General features: G+C 54.5%; 18 protein-coding genes. 10 read left to right on the forward strand and 8 right to left on the reverse strand.

What is annotated here, in order from left to right; genetic code table 11:
• Both carB and purH read left to right on the forward strand, forming a co-directional pair.
• Nucleotides 1-1,724, forward strand: a 1,724-nt coding sequence (gene carB / locus VL547_RS16505) for a carbamoyl-phosphate synthase large subunit (RefSeq protein WP_325579830.1), incomplete at its 5' end; no start/stop codon positions are given.
• 46 nt (nucleotides 1,725-1,770) lie between these two features.
• Nucleotides 1,771-3,282, forward strand: a complete 1,512-nt coding sequence (gene purH / locus VL547_RS16510; protein WP_325579831.1) for a bifunctional phosphoribosylaminoimidazolecarboxamide formyltransferase/IMP cyclohydrolase — start codon at nucleotides 1,771-1,773, stop codon at nucleotides 3,280-3,282.
• Here the strand turns inward: purH and VL547_RS16515 are convergent.
• Together VL547_RS16515 and VL547_RS16520 are read right to left on the reverse strand one after the other, a co-directional pair.
• Nucleotides 3,279-3,611, reverse strand: a complete 333-nt coding sequence (locus VL547_RS16515) for a response regulator (protein ID WP_325579833.1) — start codon at nucleotides 3,609-3,611, stop codon at nucleotides 3,279-3,281. The two genes, purH and VL547_RS16515, sit on opposite strands and share 4 nt — an antisense overlap.
• A gap of 88 nt (nucleotides 3,612-3,699) precedes the next feature.
• Nucleotides 3,700-4,119 carry a response regulator gene (locus VL547_RS16520; protein ID WP_325579835.1) on the reverse strand — a complete coding sequence of 140 codons (420 nt, stop codon included), beginning with the start codon at nucleotides 4,117-4,119 and terminating at the stop codon, nucleotides 3,700-3,702.
• 258 nt (nucleotides 4,120-4,377) lie between these two features.
• On the opposite strand from VL547_RS16520, the gene VL547_RS16525 reads away from it, so the two are divergent.
• From VL547_RS16525 to VL547_RS16545, 5 genes are all read left to right on the forward strand, one after another.
• Nucleotides 4,378-5,838: a sigma-54 dependent transcriptional regulator gene (locus VL547_RS16525; RefSeq protein WP_325579837.1), complete on the forward strand. Its 1,461-nt coding sequence runs from the start codon at nucleotides 4,378-4,380 to the stop codon at nucleotides 5,836-5,838.
• Between the two features lie 11 nt (nucleotides 5,839-5,849).
• Nucleotides 5,850-7,391: a sensor histidine kinase gene (locus VL547_RS16530; protein ID WP_325579839.1), complete on the forward strand. Its 1,542-nt coding sequence runs from the start codon at nucleotides 5,850-5,852 to the stop codon at nucleotides 7,389-7,391.
• A gap of 5 nt (nucleotides 7,392-7,396) precedes the next feature.
• Nucleotides 7,397-8,842: a hybrid sensor histidine kinase/response regulator gene (locus VL547_RS16535; protein ID WP_325579842.1), complete on the forward strand. Its 1,446-nt coding sequence runs from the start codon at nucleotides 7,397-7,399 to the stop codon at nucleotides 8,840-8,842.
• A 104-nt stretch (nucleotides 8,843-8,946) separates the two neighbouring features.
• Complete coding sequence (locus VL547_RS16540) at nucleotides 8,947-9,102, forward strand: lmo0937 family membrane protein (RefSeq protein WP_325579844.1); 156 nt, start codon at nucleotides 8,947-8,949, stop codon at nucleotides 9,100-9,102.
• Between the two features lie 97 nt (nucleotides 9,103-9,199).
• Nucleotides 9,200-9,679: a hypothetical protein gene (locus tag VL547_RS16545; protein WP_325579846.1), complete on the forward strand. Its 480-nt coding sequence runs from the start codon at nucleotides 9,200-9,202 to the stop codon at nucleotides 9,677-9,679.
• 4 nt (nucleotides 9,680-9,683) lie between these two features.
• On the opposite strand, the gene VL547_RS16550 is transcribed toward VL547_RS16545, so the two are convergent.
• The 6 genes from VL547_RS16550 to mutY all read right to left on the reverse strand — a co-directional run bounded on the left by VL547_RS16550 (nucleotide 9,684) and on the right by mutY (nucleotide 15,298).
• Nucleotides 9,684-11,069 carry a LutB/LldF family L-lactate oxidation iron-sulfur protein gene (locus VL547_RS16550; protein WP_325579848.1) on the reverse strand — a complete coding sequence of 462 codons (1,386 nt, stop codon included), beginning with the start codon at nucleotides 11,067-11,069 and terminating at the stop codon, nucleotides 9,684-9,686.
• A complete protein-coding gene (locus VL547_RS16555; protein WP_325579850.1) occupies nucleotides 11,066-11,644 on the reverse strand; it encodes a DUF3109 family protein in 579 nt (192 codons plus the stop codon). The genes VL547_RS16550 and VL547_RS16555 overlap by 4 nt, the downstream gene beginning before the upstream one ends.
• A gap of 12 nt (nucleotides 11,645-11,656) precedes the next feature.
• Nucleotides 11,657-12,337: a hypothetical protein gene (locus VL547_RS16560; RefSeq protein WP_325579852.1), complete on the reverse strand. Its 681-nt coding sequence runs from the start codon at nucleotides 12,335-12,337 to the stop codon at nucleotides 11,657-11,659.
• Nucleotides 12,337-13,644, reverse strand: a complete 1,308-nt coding sequence (gene gldE, locus VL547_RS16565; protein ID WP_325579854.1) for a gliding motility-associated protein GldE — start codon at nucleotides 13,642-13,644, stop codon at nucleotides 12,337-12,339. Before gldE ends, VL547_RS16560 begins: the two co-directional genes overlap by 1 nt.
• Nucleotides 13,645-13,672: 28 nt before the next feature.
• Nucleotides 13,673-14,089 carry a single-stranded DNA-binding protein gene (locus VL547_RS16570; RefSeq protein ID WP_414648340.1) on the reverse strand — a complete coding sequence of 139 codons (417 nt, stop codon included), beginning with the start codon at nucleotides 14,087-14,089 and terminating at the stop codon, nucleotides 13,673-13,675.
• A gap of 126 nt (nucleotides 14,090-14,215) precedes the next feature.
• Nucleotides 14,216-15,298: an A/G-specific adenine glycosylase gene (gene mutY / locus VL547_RS16575; protein ID WP_325579859.1), complete on the reverse strand. Its 1,083-nt coding sequence runs from the start codon at nucleotides 15,296-15,298 to the stop codon at nucleotides 14,216-14,218.
• 152 nt (nucleotides 15,299-15,450) lie between these two features.
• Between mutY and VL547_RS16580 the strand changes: the two genes are divergently transcribed.
• The 3 genes from VL547_RS16580 to VL547_RS16590 all read left to right on the forward strand — a co-directional run bounded on the left by VL547_RS16580 (nucleotide 15,451) and on the right by VL547_RS16590 (nucleotide 18,455).
• On the forward strand, nucleotides 15,451-15,741 hold the full coding sequence (locus VL547_RS16580) for an HU family DNA-binding protein (RefSeq protein ID WP_133990262.1): 291 nt from the start codon (nucleotides 15,451-15,453) through the stop codon (nucleotides 15,739-15,741).
• A 24-nt stretch (nucleotides 15,742-15,765) separates the two neighbouring features.
• Nucleotides 15,766-16,638, forward strand: coding sequence for a tetratricopeptide repeat protein (locus tag VL547_RS16585; RefSeq protein ID WP_325579863.1), 873 nt, complete (start codon nucleotides 15,766-15,768; stop codon nucleotides 16,636-16,638).
• Between the two features lie 308 nt (nucleotides 16,639-16,946).
• On the forward strand, nucleotides 16,947-18,455 hold the full coding sequence (locus tag VL547_RS16590) for an Rne/Rng family ribonuclease (protein WP_325579865.1): 1,509 nt from the start codon (nucleotides 16,947-16,949) through the stop codon (nucleotides 18,453-18,455).
• Nucleotides 18,456-18,649 lie beyond the last annotated feature (194 nt).

The raw sequence follows: 18,649 nt of genomic DNA on the forward strand, positions 1-18,649 counted from the left end.
TCAAAGGCGCCAACGATACCCTGGGTCTCCAGATGAAGTCGGTGGGTGAAGTCATGGGGATCGGCCGCAGCTTTACCGAAGCCATCCAGAAGGCCTGCCAGTCGCTCGAAAATAACGCGCTCGGTCTCGATTACTACGATAAGATGCGGATGCACGCCGAGGAAATCATCGAGTACATCAAGACCCCGAAGTGGGACCGCATATTCAGGATAAAAGAGGCCCTGATGATGGGCGTCAGCGTAAAAACGATCGTCCAGGCCACCCTGATCGACCGCTGGTTCATCTACGAGATCCAGAAGATCGTCGAAATCGAAAAACAACTGTCCAAATACCATCTCGACAACGTCCCGCTGGACCTGCTGAAGAGTGCCAAACGCCACGGTTTCAGCGATGCCCAGATCGCCCGCATCCTGCCCAACGCCTCCGAAGAGGAGGTCTACACCAGGCGTAAGGCTGCCGGCATCACCAGGGTTTACAAGATGGTCGATACCTGTAGCGCTGAATTCCAGGCCAAGACGCCCTATTTCTACTCCACCTTCGAGGACGGGGAGAACGAGAGCAAGATGTCGGACAAAAAGAAGGTCATCGTCCTGGGCTCCGGTCCGAACCGTATCGGCCAGGGCATCGAGTTCGACTACTGTTGCGTCCACGGCCTGCTCGCCATCAAGGAGGCCGGGTACGAAGCCATCATGATCAACTGTAACCCCGAGACCGTTTCCACCGACTTCGACATCGCCGACAAGCTTTACTTCGAGCCGGTGTTTTGGGAACACCTCTGGGAGATCATCGAGCTGGAGAAACCCGAAGGCGTGATCGTACAGCTGGGTGGCCAGACGGCCCTGAAGCTGGCCGAGAAACTCCACAACAAGGGCATCAAGATCATCGGTACCTCCTATGACAGCATGGACATCGCCGAGGACCGCGGTCGCTTCAGCGACATGCTCAAGGAGCTCAACATCCCCTATCCTGAATACGGAACGGCCTACGACGTAGACGAGGCCGTAGCGGTGGCCAACAAAGTAGGCTACCCCGTCCTCGTCCGTCCCAGCTATGTACTTGGCGGCCAGCGCATGCGCATCGTCCTCAACGACGACGAGGTAGAAAAAGCCGTCGTCAGCCTGCTCAAGCACATCCCGGGGAACAAGATCCTGATCGACCACTTCCTGGACCGTTGCCAGGAAGCCGAAATAGACGCCATCTTCGACGGGGAGAACTTCCACGTTATGGGCGTCATGGAGCACATCGAGCCCGCCGGTATCCATAGCGGCGACAGCCACGCCATGCTGCCTTTTTTCAACCTGCCCCCCCTGACTGTGGCCACCATGGAATACTACGCGGAGAAGATCGCCCGGGCACTCAATATCAAGGGGCTGATCAATATTCAGTTTGCCGTCAAAGGCGACAAGGTGTATGTCATCGAGGCCAACCCGAGGGCTTCCCGCACGACCCCCTTTATCGCCAAGGCTTATGGTATCCCCTACCTGAACGTGGCCACCCAGGTCATGCTGGGCACCAAGAAGCTTACCGACTATACCTTCGAAAAGAACCTCGAGGGCTTTGCGATCAAGGAGCCGGTCTTCAGTTTCAACAAGTTCCCCGGCGTCAACATGGAGCTGGGCCCCGAAATGAAGTCCACCGGCGAATCGATCCGCTTTATCAAGGACCTCCGCGACCCCTACTTCAGGACACTGTACAAAGAGCGCAGCATGCGCCTCAGCAAATAACTCGTCACGGCGGCCAAAAGGCCGCCGTGCGCATTAAGAAAGAACCATGGATAAGAAAATACAATCGGCCCTGATCTCCGTCTTCTACAAAGACGGCCTCGACACCATCGTCCGCGAGCTCTACGAGCTGGGCGTAACCATTTACTCCACCGGCGGCACCCAGCAGTTCATCGAGTCGCTCGGCGTGTCCTGCGTGGGCGTGGAATCCCTGACGACCTACCCCTCCATCCTGGGCGGTCGCGTAAAGACCCTGCACCCGGCCGTATTCGGCGGGATCCTGGGAAGGCGGGCGAACCCTACCGACGTAGAGGAGATGGCGCAGTACCAAATACCGGAAATAGACCTCGTCATCGTCGACCTCTATCCCTTTGAAGAGACGCTAAAAAATACCAACGAGGAACAGGCCATCATCGAAAAGATCGACATAGGCGGCCCCTCCATGATCCGCGCCGCCGCCAAAAACCACAAGGACGTGGTAGTCCTGGCCGCCAAAAAGGACTATCCCACCCTGGAAACGATATTAAAAGAACAAAAGGGCACATTCAGCCTTGCCCAGCGCAAGCACTTCGCCGCGCTGGCCTTTGAAGTGGTCATGCACTACGATATCGCGATCTCGGGTTATTTCAACCCGGCCAGCGTGGCGGCCCTGGACGCAAAAGGCTCCGGACAGGTCCTCCGATACGGTGAAAACCCCCACCAGAAAGGTACCTTTTACGGCGACCTAGAAAAATGGTTCGACAAGCTTCATGGCAAGGAGTTATCCTATAACAACCTGGTGGACGTCGACGCCGCCGTTCAGCTGATCAGCGAATTCGGGACGGAAACCACCTTTGCCATCATCAAGCACACCAACCCCTGTGGCATCGCCAGCCGACCCATGCTAAGCGATGCCTGGAAGGCAGCCCTGGCCGGGGACCCTGAATCAGCCTTCGGCGGCGTGCTCGTCACCAATACGACCTTAGACCAGGCCACCGCCGAGGCCATTAGTGAAATATTCTTCGAGGTCCTGATCGCGCCGGCCTTCACACCTGAAGCGCTGACGATCCTCCAGGCCAAAAAGAACCGCATCCTGCTCGTCCAAAAACAGCCTGTAACCGCAAAAGAACAGTTCAAATCCTTGCTGGGTGGCGTCCTGGCCCAGGATACCGACCAGGGCAATTACGCCGAATGGAACGAAGTGGGCGGGCGCAAAACAACCGAAGCCGAGCGCGCCGACCTCATCTTCGCCAACCTGGTTTGTAAGCACCTGAAATCAAATGCAATCGCCCTGGTGAAGGGCAAACAGCTCGTAGGCAAGGGCTGCGGGCAGACCAGCCGGGTGGACGCGCTGCGACACGCCCTCGAAAAGGCGCACCAGTTCGAATTCGATTTAAAGGGAGCGGTCCTGGCGTCGGATGCGTTCTTTCCTTTCGATGATTGTGTGAAAATGGCTCATGCCGAGGGCATCGATGCTATCATACAGCCGGGCGGCTCAGTCCGGGACAAGGATTCGATAGCATATGCGGTGGAGCACCATATGGCGATGGTCATGACGGGATTAAGGCACTTCAGGCACTAGAGATAACTTTCCAGGGCGGAAAAGCTCACCGGTTTCTCCAAAATGCGCACCTGGTCGCCCTCCAGTGGCGTCACCATGTTCTTGAACGCGCTGATCAGGTTGATCTTGAGGTCTGGGTTGGAGCTCATTATCTTGAACGCGTTCTCCCATCCCGTCCCGTCGGGCAGGTTATTATCGAGGAAAACCAGGTCCGGATGATAATCCTGGAGCTTTGCCAGTCCTTCGGCCAGGGTGTGGGCCATTTCAACCGAGAATTGCTTGCGGACCAGGAATTGTTTCATGAGCAAACAGAAGTCGACCTCATCATCAATAATCAGCACCTTTTTCATAGTTTATTATGGGTTACTGTGGAAATTATTCCACGGCAGGGCATTGAATAAACCCCTAATGCCTTATATCATTAAATAGTCGTGCCAATTACACCGGGGTGGAGGAAGTCATCAACCAGTAGTTCCTGACCTGCCTGATAATTTTGAGCAAGAGCTCGAAGCTGGAGGGTTTGACAATATAGCTATTAGCGCCAAGCTCATAGCAACGATTTATCTCCTTTTCGTTCTTGGTTGTCGTAAAGATGATGACCGGGATTTTTTTGAGCTCTGGGTCCTCCTTTATCTCTTTGAGAACCTCGCGGCCGTTCTTTTTAGGCATATTCAGATCGAGCAGGATAAAGGCCGGATGGACGGATTTATCCTGTCCGTGGAGGTAATTCATCACTTCCACGCCGTTTTCTACCCAATCGATCGTATCGGTATAGCCGTTCTCTGCGAATGCCGTTTTCAACAGGAACCGGTCGTCTGCATCATCTTCCGCAATAAGGATCGGAGCTTTGAGAGTCATGGCCTTAAAGATAGGCTCATCTTACTGCAAAATTGTGTGGAATTATTTCCTCAATTCCGCCGAAATTCGCTAGATTTCCTAAGAACGTCAACATGGACCTAATCGCAAGTTTATAAGAATCATTCTCTTATCCCAGGAAATTTACTTTGGCGTTTGGATTGCGACGATATAGTTCACTTGCTGGCGCTATGAAGAACACCTTTTCTCTACCGCCGCCAAATATTTGCCGTTAAAAACTCTTGCTAAAAAAGCTGCCCAATGCTCAAAATCCTAGTTGCCGACGATGATCGTGATATGTGCTTATTGCTCCAACGTTTTTTGACGAGGAACGGGTTCGAGGTACACATCCTCCACACGGGCAAGAAGACGATCGAATGGCTGCAGGCCAACAAGCCGGATCTCATCCTCTGCGACTTCCGGCTGGAGGACATGAACGGGGATGAGTTGCTCAAGAAGGCCAAGGAGCTCCACTATTCGGTCCCCTTTATCATCATTACCGGTTATAGCGACGTAAAGGCGGCGGTCGACGTCATGAAACACGGGGCATTCGATTACATCACCAAACCCCTCTTCCCGGACGAGATCCTGCTGACCATCAAAAAAGCCCTGGCGGAAAAAAATCCCTCCAAAGACATTACCCCTAAAACGGCCCCTGTCCGGGAAAGCGTGGAGGCGGACTCCACCGCCTCCACCGCCCTGGGCAGTGAATATATCCACGGCAACACCCCCGAATTCAGGAACATCCTCAAACAAATAGACCTGGTCGCGCCGACGAACTACAGCGTGGTTATTTATGGGGAAAGCGGGAGCGGCAAAGAGGTCATCGCCCGCGAAATACACGCCCGCTCCAAGCGCACACGCCAACCGTTCATCGCCATCGACTGCGGCGCCATGTCCAAGGAGCTGGCTGGCAGCGAGCTGTTCGGCCACGAAAAGGGCTCATTCACGGGCGCGCTCAACCAAAAGATCGGGAGCTTCGAGCTGGCCAACGGCGGTACGATATTCCTGGACGAGATCGCCAACCTCAGCTATGACATCCAGGTATCGCTCCTGCGCGTCGTACAGGAACGGAAGATGCGCCGCGTTGGCGGCGTCAAGGATATCGACCTGGACGTGCGGATCATCGTGGCCAGTAACGAAAAGCTCTGGGACGCCGCCCACAAGGGCCGGTTCCGCGAGGACCTGTTCCACCGCTTCAATGAATTCAGCATCAACGTCCCCGCGCTGAGGGAACGTAAGGAAGACATACTATTGTTCTCGCGTCACTTCCTGGACATCACCAACCGGGAATTGGGCAAGAACGTGCGCGGCTTCTCCCCCGAAGTGGAGGACATTTTCCTGAACTACGTATGGTTCGGTAACCTCCGGGAGCTGAAGAACGTCATCAAGCGCTCCACCCTGCTGACCGAAGGCGATAGGGTGGAAGTGACCAGCCTGCCGTTCGAGATCACCCACTACGATAAGCTCAAATTCGAAGAAGGCGCCACCGAGCAAAGGGAATCGCGGCCGGACCCGCTGCCCCCGGTCATGCCCGAACCCAAAAAAGAGAAAGAATTCAAAAGCCTGAAAACCGCCAGCCTGGACGCCGAGTACGAAATGGTGCTCAAGGCCCTGGAGGAAGTCGACTTTAACAAGTCGAAGGCCGCAAAGCTCCTCAATATCGACCGCAAAACGATCTATAACATCCTCAACCAGTATAAAAAGATCAAGCAACTGTAGCGAAAGAACCGATGAGTGAGCAAGACCTGATCTATGAATATTTTCCCGGGATCGTATACATATATGACACCGGTACGGGTCATCTTTCCTATGTTTCAAAAAAGACAACCGACCTGCTAGGTTATTCTTCCGACGACGTTTCCTCGTGGAAGGACGACTGGATGCAGATCGTTTTCCGGGACGACGCCTCCCTGGTGATGGAGCAGCTCCAGACCCTCGGAGGTCAGCCCACCGACGAAACCCGCACGTTCCAAAGCCGCTACCACCGTAAGAACGACGGCTGGCGGTATTTCCGGACGCAAGGTCACATCCTCAAACGGGACGGCGACGGCAAACCCACATCCCTCCTTTTCGTAGCACAGGACATCACCGACCAGCTCCAATCCGAGGAAGAGCTGAAGAAGTCCAGGGAGCTCATCCGCGACGTCGAGCACATGCTTGAGTTCGGCACCTGGGAGTGGGACCTCGTCCGGGATAAGATCGAACAGTCCGCCGGGATTTTCTCGATAATGGGCTATGACGAAGACACCCGGTCGGCGCTCAAGGATAAGACGGGTAAGGAACAATTTGATTTTTTTGTCCAACACATGGTTCCCGAAGACCGGCTAACTGTCGAAGCCATCGTCCATGATGCCTTCGAGGAAAAACGGGACTACGAGGCGGAATACCGCATCGTCACCCCATCGGGAGAAGAGAAGATCTGCCACGGCAAAGCCAAGGTAGTACTCGGTGATAAGGGACAGGTCGTCAAATTGATCGGCGTGACCAGTGACGTCACACGGGTGACCCGTTTCAGGACGGAAATAGAAAATTATGTGGCAGAGCTCGCCCGTTCCAACAAGGAGCTGGAAGAATTTGCGTACGTCGCCAGCCACGACCTCCAGGAACCCTTGCGTAAGATCGTCACGTTCAGCGACCGTTTGCTGGCGAAATTCGGGGAGGCGCTCGGCCCGGAAGGCACCGCCTATCTCTCCCGTATGACCGTTGCGACCGAGAACATGCGTATCCTGATCGACAACTTGCTCGAGTTCTCCCGCATCACCCGCTCGGCGGACGTATTTGCGCTGACCGACCTCGGGGAAATACTCGATGACGCCCGGGCTGAGCTTGAGTTGAAAATAGAAGAGGCCGGCGCGACGGTCATATCGGAAAAGCTGCCGGCCGTAGTTTGTAACGGCCCCCAGATCCGGCAGCTGTTTATCAACCTGTTGGGGAATTCCCTCAAGTTCCGCAGGACGGACGTCCCCACACGCATACACGTCGCCTCGGGTCCGCTCGGCCAGGCGGAGAAAGCCGCCCTGTCTTTTCCGACCCAACGCGAGTACTACAAGATAACGATAGCCGACAACGGCATCGGCTTTGAAAAGGAATACGCCGAGCGCATCTTTCTGATCTTCCAGCGGTTGCATGGCAAGTCGGAATACCCCGGCTCCGGTGTCGGGCTGGCCATCTGCAAAAAGATAGTAGACCAGCACAACGGCGCCATATATGCTGACTCCATGCCCGGCAACGGGTCCGTCTTTACCGTAATTTTGCCTGTCCAGCATTCCTGATGCCTATGACCAGAAGCCATCTCCAGCCGAAAAAGATCCTGATCATCGACGACGACGAGGATGACTATTTCATTACCAGCGATTACATCAAGGATATCCCCGGCCAGACATTCGTATTGGACTGGTGTCCCAATTTTGAAACGGGTCTCAAGCGTATTCTGGAGAGGGCGTATGATATATACTTAATCGATTACCGGTTGGGCGCGCACACCGGTCTGGACCTTATCCGAAGTGCCATCGAGCACCACTGTGACGAGCCGTTGATCCTGCTCACCGGGAAGGGTAACCAGAAGATAGACATGGAAGCCATGCAGGTAGGCGCTACGGACTACCTGGTAAAGACCGAGCTGACTACCGAAAAATTAGAGCGTTGTATACGCTACGCGCTGGAGCGTTCGGAGTCGATGCGCGCGCTCAGGCACAACGAACGCAAATACAGGAGCATCTTCGAGCGCTCCAAGGACGCCGTTTTTCTATCCGACCAGGACCTCCGCATCAAAGACGCCAACCAGGTCATGGTGAGCCTCCTGGGATACTCCAGGGAGGAACTGGCGCAACGGCGGCTGACCGATTTCATAGACGACCCGCAGGATAAGGCCCACCTGGACGGACGGCTCAAACACTGGGGAGAGATCAACGACTGGGAGATCGTGCTGTCGTCAAAGGAAGGACAAAAGCTGAATTGTATACTCAGCGCATCCATGGAACACGATGAGGCGGAAGGCGCCTATTTCCAGGGCATCATCCACGACATCACGGCGCTAAAAAAAGCTGAGAAGGTCACGCTCCAGGCCGAAAAGCTGGCCGCCGCGGGCCGTCTGGTACGTACGCTCGCCCACGAGGTGCGGAATCCACTAAATAACATCAACCTCTCCGCCGAACAGCTCCTCCACGATTCCAAAGAACCCGACCAGGTGGTCTACCTGGACATCATCCGGCGCAACACCCAGCGTATCGAAGGGCTTATTTCCGAATTGCTCAACTCTTCCCGGCCGACCGAAATGGTGCTCACCCGGAGCGACCTGGTGGAGCTGATGGAACAAACCATCGAGGCTGCCATCGACCGGATCAACCTGAAAAAGATCAAGCTCAAACGCATATTTCCCGAATCATCCTTGGCAGTGGAGGCCGACGCGCAAAAATTGCGCATAGCCCTGCTCAATATCATTATCAATGCGGTCGAAGCCATGGAGCCCGGCCGGGGAGAGCTTGTAGTGGGACTTTTACAAGACCCGGACCATTACGTGGTGCAAATCACCGACAACGGCTGCGGGATCAGCCAGGAACACCTCTCCCGCCTTTTTGAACCCTACTTTACCTCCAAGCGCAATGGTATGGGGCTGGGGCTTGCCGCCACGCTAAATATCGTCCAGGCCCATCGCGGCACGATCGACGTACGGTCTGAAATTCAAAAGGGCACCACTTTCACCCTTTCTTTTCCAAAAGCGTAGCGCTTTTTCCCCAGGCAAACCAGGCGTAGTATATCAAGCCCCATTGACAATCAATGCCGAACACATGGCAAAGGTTTTGTCCTCTTTAGACAAAACCTATTTATATGAGATCGCTCTTATACCTTCTTGCCGTTATCCTGCTGATAGGCTGGGTGCTTGGCTTCTTCGTATACAGCGCTGGAGCCCTGATTCACATTTTGCTCGTGCTTGCCGTCATTTCCATTTTGCTTGGACTCATCCGCCGCGGCGTCGACGGTTGACGCCTGACCATCCGACCTTACTCTTACTATGCTGGATAAAATGAACAAAAAATGTGGCATTAAATTTATAGTATACATAATAGCTTAAACAAAACCTATGAAGCACGAAAATAACTTTCACCTGATCCGGGAAAGAATTCTGGAGTTAGGAAGCGCCCTGTTCTACGACCAGAGCGAAAGCGTACTGCACCTGCCGACGATGGTGGTCAACACCCTGGACGTGGACGAGGTCGGCCAGATTTGGTTCATCATGCCGACGCCTCCCCAGCAGGTGAGCGAATTCGACCGCTCCTTCCCTGTACAGCTTAACTATTTCCGGAAAAACGCACCCTATTCCCTTAACCTGTACGGGCGGGGTTATATCATCAGTGATCCTGAGGAACTGGTTAACTGGGAGCTGCTGCACCCCGACCTGCCGTCGATCGGGAAGTCCAGCATCCTGGTCAAGGTTGGGGTGACGCGTGTGGAGATGCAGGAATGGGAACAGGAAGCTTCCCCCGTGACCAAAGTGGTCAAGACGGTCCTGTCCTGGTTGAATATGCTCGATTCCGGGAAGACGATGTTTCAGTTTGGCTAACTACCTATATCCGGCGGGAGGCCCTTTGCTCCCGCCACATTTCATTGAACGTCTTTGGCGCAAATTCCAGGTCAGCCCTGTGGCGGGTCCAATCCTTCGCTACGCGGTTGACCAATTTGTTTTTGAGCTTGCCGCTCCCGACATTCATCCACCGCCGGTTGAGGGACACCCGCTTCCAGACCTTCCAGGCAAACCCTTCCTTCCAACCGTTACTCCCGCCGTCCACCGCTTCGTGGCGGTTCTCCAGCAGCAGCTCGTGCAGGTTGATCCGTATGGGGCAAACCTCGGTGCAGTTCCCGCAGAGCGAAGACGCATAGCTAAGGTGCTTGTACTCGGATAGGTCTTTGAGATGGGGCGTAATGATACTCCCGATGGGGCCGCTGTAGGTTGTGCCATAAGCGTGACCGCCGATATTCTTGTACACCGGGCAGGCGTTCAGGCACGAACCGCAACGGATGCAGTACAGGCTTTCGCGTTGGACTGGACTAGCGAGGATGCGCGTCCTTCCGTTGTCCAGGAGGATCACGATCATGTCTCTCGGCCCGTCCGTCTCCCCGGGCTGGGCGGGGCCGCTGATGACGGTATTGTAGGCGGTGACCTGCTGACCCGTCCCGTACGTGGCCAGCAACGGCCAGAAAAGGGAAAGGTCGGTCAGCGAAGGGATGACCTTTTCCAGGCCGACGATGACGATATGCGTGGGCGGAAAGGCGGTGCTCAACCGGGCGTTGCCCTCGTTCTCGGTCACGGCTATCCCGCCGGTATCCGCGATAAGGAAATTGGCGCCGGTAATCCCGATCTCCGCTTCCACGTACTTGCTCCGGAGCACGTCCCTGGCCACGAGCGTCAGCTGTTCGGGCGTGAGCTTAGGGTCGGTGCCGAGCTTTTCGGCAAATAGCCTGGCGATGTCCTCCTTACTCTTGTGCATGGCCGGCGTGACGATGTGATAAGGGGGCTCGCCGTCCAGCTGTTGTATATATTCCCCGAGGTCCGTTTCGAAGCTCTGGATGCCGTTTTTTTCCAAAAAAGCATTGAGGTGGATCTCCTCGGTCACCATGGACTTGCTCTTGACCACCGTCTTGCATTGCTTTTCCTTACAAATTTCGAGGATCAGCTCCAGCGCCTGGTCTCCTGTCTCCGCCCACAGGACCCTCCCACCCCGCCGGGTCAGGTTCATCTCGAACTCCTCGAGCTGCTGATCGAGGGTTTCCATGGCACGCCATTTCAGGTTCTTGGCCCGCTGGCGGGCCAGCATCAGGTCGGAGAACTGTGCCTTGCCCCTGGGGACCTGGGCGTTGTAGCGGCCGATATTGAAGTTGATCGTACGGCGGTGTTCCCGGTCACCGGCCTTCACCGTACTCTTGGCTAAAAAGGTGGAACCCGTCTCGTTCATCGTTTATATTCTTTTGCGATCTTGTCGAGCACTTCATAGAACGTTTCCCCGAACTTGCGGATGATGGCGTCCTTTAAGAATACATATACGGGTACTTTCAATTTCTTTCCGAGCTTGCAGGCCGCCCTGCAAAGGTCTTCCCGGGGCTCGTAGTTGACGTATTCGTGCTGCCCGTCATGGCTGACTTTGGTACGGATGGGAAAAAGGTGGCAGCTGATGGGTTTCTTCCAGGGTATCTTGCCTTCGAGGTAGGCTTTTTCGATCGAGCACTTCACGATGCCTTGTGCGTCCACGTATCCATAGGCGCACATCTTATGCTTGATGGTGGGCGTCACCCAGCCGAACTCGCGGTCGTACACATAACGGCCATTGTCTTCGATGACGGCCAGACCCTCCTGGTCCATATAAGGCTTCACCTGCCCGAAATACCGGTTCAGGTGGTCCAGCTCTTCGTCGGTTAGCGGAGCGCCTGCATCGCCGTCCACACAGCAACCACCCTTACAGTGGTTCAGGTCGCATACGAATTGTTCATCCACCACCGCATCGCTCACGATGACGTCGTCAATCACGATCATACCGTAAAGTTACTACTTTGCCCGCTCCGGCGCGGCAGTTTTCGGCTCCGGCACCGCAGTTTTCCATTCCAGGGTCGAAATCATATGCTTCATATCCTCGAACAGGAACTGATTAACCGGCCGGAGGCTGTCCTCGTTCGGTGGCGCGTCGAAATACAACGCCCCCCGCAGGAAGTGCCTGGCCGAATCGGTTACAAAGAACTGGTACCGCGTAGCCGCATTTCCTCCCACTTCGAAGATAAACCCGGAGGTACCCGCGTGATTCGTGATCGGATACTGGTCGATGGACGACGCCTTTTCCGCGTGCCGGTTCGTGAGGTTGAAGGCGTCGCCCACCAGCTTGTCCAGGGTATTCACGCCCAGGGAATCGTGGTAGACGCCGTCCGGTCCCTTTACCTTGTAGAGGGCGTGGGACCCGATATTGATATAGCTCAGGTATATCCTGCCGTGGAACTGTGGAAAGTCCACGTTGATCCAGTAGGGGTTTTCCGGGGACTCCTCAAAATAGGAGGAGTCGTGTATGATGGCCGCGTATACGGGGTATTCGAACCGGTAGGGATAGTTCGCCTCATCGAACGATTGGTATTTCCGTTCGGGCAGGTCTATCCGGAAGTAGCCTTTGGGTTTCGGAATGGGAACACCGTTGCATGCACAAAACAGGACCGCCGACGCGGCTAGAACAAGGATTCTCATCAGGACGCTCGCTTAATAGTCACTTTTACTTTCTGAATACGGTTCCGGCTTATTTCGAGTACGGCAAAATCGAAGTCCCCGCTGGTTATTACTTCGTTGAGATCCGGGAATTTGCCGGCGATCTCCAGCACCAGGCCGGCCAGCGAATCGCTTTCGCCCCTCACGGATTCAAAGGTATCCAGGGGCAGGTCCATCGCCTTGCACACGTCCAGGATCGACGTGCGTCCCTCGAAAATAAAGTTGTTGTCGTCGATTTTTTTGTTGACGCTTTCTTCGTCGTCGAATTCGTCTTTGATGTCCCCGATGATCTCTTCCAGGATGTCCTCCAGGGTGACGATCCCGCTGGTCCCACCGAACTCGTCCACCACCACGGCAATATGGGTGCGCTTGTGCTGGAACTCTTTGAGGAGGTCGTCGATCAGCTTATTCTGGGGAACGAAATACACCGGTCTCAGCAGGCCGTGCCAGTCGAAACCCGTTTGACCGTTGCCGCCCGTATAGGGCAGGAGGTCCTTGGTATTGACGATGCCGACGACTTCGTCCAGGTCGTTCTTATAGACCGGCAACCGGCTGTAGTGGAGCTCCTCCACGCGCCTCAGGAGATCGGGCAGCGTCAGGTTGTAGTTGATGCCGCTTACATCCAGCCGGGTGCGCATGACCTGTTTTACCGTGATGTTCCCGAACTTGACGATCCCTTTCAGGATATTTCGTTCTTCCTGGGAGCTCTCTTCCTGGTCGATCTGCTGCAGGTTGTACTCCGTTCCGTCTGCTATTCCCAGGCTTTTTTCCACGCCCTCCGACATCCGGATCATAAACTGGGCGGTGCGCCGGAATAGCGGAACGATCAGCGCGTCCAGCCACCAGCTGGAAAACTTCGCAAAGCGGATGTTGTTCTGCGCGGCATATACGCGCGGCAATACGTCGCACAAGAGCAGCAGCATAAACGCAATGACCAGTATTTTTATGACGAGGGCCGCCCAGAACAGCAGCATCCCCATGGGAAGAAAAGTGTCCATGAGGGAGCCGGCCATCAGGATCAGGACGATGTGCAGGAAGCCTCCCGCGCATTGGAGCGACGCCAGCAGCACCTTCGGTTCTTCCAGCAGGGTGGTGATCCTGCGGGCATATGGCTGCTGTTTTGTCTTCAGCAGATTCTGGTCCTTGTATGTGAGGGAGAAAAACGCTATCTCCGAACCGCTGACGATGAAAAGTAGAAAAATCAAAGCGATAAAAAGGACTATCCAGATGGTAGTCCCCTCGGTATTGATAACGGTCAGCAGTATATGTGCACCAGGAGGATGATCCAAAATGAGCGATTAAGTGAGCAAAAATAGGCTAAAAGGGCAGATCGTTCGCATCCCCGATCGGAGGGATGTCCACCGAGCTCAACCCCTCGATCCCATGACCCTCGCCGGAGCCCGGGGGGCCACCGCCCACGTCGGCCCGTTTGTCGAGCATGATCAGGTTATCCCCTACGACTTCCGTTGCAAACTTCTTGTTGCCCTCCTTGTCTTCCCAGCTCCTCGTCTTCAGACGACCCTCTATGTAGACGAGGCTACCCTTGTGCAGGTATTTCTGAGCCAGCTCCGCAAGGCCTCTCCAAAGCACCACCGTGTGCCATTCGGTCTGCGAAATCAGCTTGCCGGTCCTGTCTTTGAACGTTTCCGTGGTGGCCAGCGGAAATTTCGCCACGGCTATATTCCCCTCCAGATATTGTACATCCGGGTCTTTTCCTAGGTTACCAATCAGCATAACCCGATTTACGCCTCTCATATGGCTCGTATTTTTTTAAGTCACAGACAAATTCACCGGCGGGCCTGTGGTCCGCTTCTTAAATATACATTAATTTTTTTGCAAACAAACAAGCTCCAGGACCCCCTAAAATAGTTGGGGCGCGTGCACGGGCGCGCGCAGGTAATCGTTAAGCAGACGCGGGAATGCCAGCGACGACAACTCGCCCTTTTGAACACATTTAAAGGCTTCTCCAACCAATGGCCGGGTGAGCTTGAGGTGAATAAATCTGGCCTTTACCTGCCGGTGCGTGAGCAGCTGACGGTACACAGGGGAAGCGCCCAGTATCGTGTAGGAACCCTTCCCGAGCAATTCCCTGAACCAGGCTCCCTCTAACAGAGCGGTGTAGTCCTCCCAATCCGTTTCGGCCGGAAGCTCGTGACCTATAAATTCGAAGAGGTGCTGCCAGATGTCTTTGGCCGTCCGCTCCCGGACGTATATCCCGTCCTGGTATTCGGCTACTACATACAGGAAAAACCGGTCCTTGCGCACCATCCGCTTACTTTTTACCGGCAGCAGCGCGACCTTGTCCTGGCGGAAAGCCGCGCACCGGCTTTGTAGCGGACAACTACCACAGACAGGGGACGCCGGTTTGCACACCACCGCGCCAAAATCCATGAGGGCCTGATTGTACGTCGCGGGGTCTCCCCGGTCGAGACACCGGTCGGCCAGACCGGTCAGCTCCGTCTTGCCTTCAGTGGTATCAATGGGTGTGGCTATCCCGAAAAAGCGGGATAGCACCCTCAACACGTTCCCGTCGACTACCGCGTGCGGCAGCCCGTAGGCAAAGGAGGCAATAGCCGCAGCCGTATATGACCCCACCCCTTTAAGTTCCAGGATATCATTATATGTATCGGGAAATTGTCCCATCTTCTCTTCGGAGACAAGACGGGCGGTGTGGATAAGATTTTTACAGCGGGAATAATAGCCCAGGCCTTCCCAAAGTTTGAATATACGATCGTCGGGGGCGGCAGCCAGGTCGGAGATGGTCGGGAAGGCTCCTACGAAACGTTCGTAGTATGCTAATCCTTGCTCAACGCGGGTTTGCTGGAGAATTATTTCGCTCAGCCAGATCTTATAGGGGTCTTTTACCCCCTTCCACGGCATCTGCCGGGTGTTTTCCCGAGCGTTCCAATCCAGGAGGACGTCCCGGAAATAGCGGGTTTGCATGAAAAAAGAGGCCTCCGATGGCTCAAAGTTGCGGGTTTTGTGTCAAAAAATTTTTAATTTTATATCGCTTTAATATTCAAAAAATTAGAATCAATTTTGTGGGCATGTATTTTGTTCGGTTAAAATATGTATTCTAACTTAATCTAAACACCATGCGTAAAGCCGATTTAGTGAACCAGATTGCAGACAAAACGGGGATTCCCAAGGTGGATGTACTTGTAACCTTGGAAACCATGTTTAAAGAAGTAAAAGAAACTCTTTCCAACGGGGAAAACATCTATATCCGGGGATTTGGCAGTTTCATTACTAAAAAACGGGCTGCCAAGATCGGTCGTAACATCAAGAAAAATACGGCCGTGCAAATCCCCGAGCACTACGTACCTGCATTCAAGCCTTCCAAAGAATTCGTAGCGGAAGTCAAGAAAATGCAGAATGGCAAGTAACTTTGCCCCCTCAATCCGGAGGGAGTGGTGAAAAAACAGCAATTACTGGTCGTTGGTCTTGGTTTAGTCGTTTTGATCGGTCTGTTCTTCTTTGGAAGGACGGCGCCCGATGCAACTGCACGGCCTGCTTCCGCCTCAGCGGCGGATTCGGCCAAATTGGATTTTCCAGCGATGCTGGCGATCGCTAAACAGAAGATTACACCTTCCCAACTGGCTTATGTGACCCAACTGGAACACGCCGTCGTCCGGGGAGACGTTCAAACACAACAGATACAGGCTTACAAGCAGCTGGCCGCCTTCTGGGGCGACACGGTTAGGATATTCGTGCCATATGCAGAATATACCGCGCTGGCGGCGAAGTTGGAAAATTCTGAAAAAAGCCTGACCTTTGCAGCCAATTTGTTTTTTGACGACCTGCAAAGCGTCCAGGAAGCACCCCTCCGGAGTTGGGAGGCGGATCAGGCCAAAGACCTCTACAGCAAGGTTCTGGCAATAGATCCGGGCAACGACTCCGCAAAGGTCAGCTTAGGCAGCTGCTACATCTTCGGTGGCAGCGGGTCCCCCCAGGAAACAATGCAAGGCATCCTGAAGATCAGGGAGGTCGCTCAAAGGGACAGTACCAATACCTACGCCCAGTACATGTTGGGCATGGCGGGTATCGTTTCAGGGCAGACCGACCGGGCCATCGACCGTTTTCAAACAGTCTTACGCCATGATCCTGATAATCTGGATGTTCAGATGAGACTCGCGGACCTTTATGAAGAAAAGGGCGACCGGGTAGCGGCCCGGAACGCTTATCAGGATCTCAAATCGACCTATAACCGGTTAGTAGGGGCGGGTAAGTTGAAAAACGACACCTCGTTCCTGCGGGAAATAAATAAAAGAATAAGCCGGTAAATCGGCGGTTCAGTATTTTGTAACTATTAAAAAATCATCGTAGTATGCCTTGTGGTAAGAAAAGAAAGCGGCATAAGATCGCCACACACAAACGTAAGAAACGTCTTAGAAAGAATCGCCATAAGAAGAAGGGCAAGTAGTTTTCCCGCTTTGCTCTCCACCAGCTTATTCGCCGGTCTAAGCGCTCGTTCGCTTGCCGGCTTTTTGCCTTCTGCCACCTATCTTTACACCTACCAAAGTCACCTCCGATAAGTAAAAGGAAATGAGCTTTGAATAAGGAATTAATCATAAATACAGCTCCACAAGCCGTGGAGATTGCATTACTGGAAGACAAGAAACTCGTCGAACTGCACCATGAGCAGGCGGACGCCAGTTTCGCTGTCGGGGATCTATACCTGGGCAAGGTCAAAAAACTCGTCCCTGGTATGAACGCGGCATTCGTCGAAGTTGGATTTGAAAAGGACGGCTTCCTTCACTATACGGACCTGAGCCCTTACGCCCGGTCCATATTGAAGTTCACCCAAGCGGGCATCAACGATAAATCCGACGGCGGTTTCGACTTCGGTTCGTTCCAGAACGAACCCGAGATCGTCAAAACCGGTAAGATCAACGAAGTCCTCAACGGTAAGCCCAACATACTCGTCCAGATTCTGAAGGAGCCCATCGCGGCCAAGGGTCCGCGCCTCAGCTGCGAAATTTCGCTGCCCGGCCGCTTCGTGGTCGTCACGCCCTTCAACGACATCGTCGCCGTCTCCCGTAAGATCCATTCGGGGGAAGAGCGCCGTCGTCTCCACAAGATCGTGGAAGCCATAAAGCCCAAGAATTTCGGCGTCATCGTACGGACCGCCGCCGAGGGTAAGAACACGGCCGAGCTCCACGAGGACCTGCAGATGCTGGTCGATAGCTGGCAGACGCTCCAGCGCAACCTCAAAGGCGCCGTGGCCCCGGCCAAGATCATGAGCGAGCAGACGAAGACGACCAGCATCCTCCGCGACCTGTTGAATGGGGATTTCAACCGCATCGTCGTAAACGATAAGAACATCTACAACGACACGCGGAACTATATCCAGCGGATCGCCCCCGAAAAGGCGGACATCGTCCAGCTCCACCACAACGGCTCGCCGGTATTCGACAGCTACGGCGTCACCAAGCAGGTAAAGGCCGCCTTTGGCAAAACCGTAAACCTGGCCAGCGGCGCCTACCTGATCATCGAGCACACCGAGGCCCTCCACGTCATCGACGTCAACAGCGGCTACAAGAGCGTTTCCAACAACCAGGAGACCAACGCCCTGGAGACCAACCTCGAGGCCGCCGAAGAAATCGCCCGCCAGCTCCGCCTGCGCGACCTGGGCGGCATCATCGTCGTGGACTTCATCGACATGAAGCACCCCGACAACAAAAAGGCCGTCATGGATGCGATGGAAAAGTTCATGTCGACCGACCGCGCCAAACACGCCATCCTGTCGATCTCCAAGTTCGGGATCATGCAGATCACCCGCCAGCGCATGCGCCCCGAGGTGAACATCAACACCCAGGAAGTCTGCCCCACCTGCAACGGTACTGGCAAGATCACGTCCACCCTCATCCTCGAGGACGAGATCGAAAAGAACCTGAACTACCTGATCATGCAGCAGCACAAGGGCCTGACCGTAACCGTACACCCCATCATGGAGGCCTACCTCAAACGCGGATGGTACTCCCGCCGCCTTAAATGGTGCTGGAAGTATAAGCAGAACATCCGCATCAAGGGTAATACGAATTACCACCTCACGGAATACCACTTCTTCGATAAGAACGAGGAAGAAATCAAGATTTGAGTTAAATCGCCATCTAGCTTATTCGCCGGCCTCGCGCCGGCTTTTTTTCGCCCGCCAGCCTTCCCACGGCCCCCTGGCTTCACCGGCCGCCCCCGTTCCGCCCTAAGCGTGTAGGCCTCGGGGAGTGGGGTGGGGTGCCTCTTTTACCCCGTTTTGCGAAACGTTTCGCAAAACGGGGTAAAAGAGGCACCCCA

The sequence above is a fragment of the Dinghuibacter sp. genome (genome assembly GCF_035492835.1).
Taxonomy (GTDB): Bacteria; Bacteroidota; Bacteroidia; order Chitinophagales; family Chitinophagaceae; genus Dinghuibacter.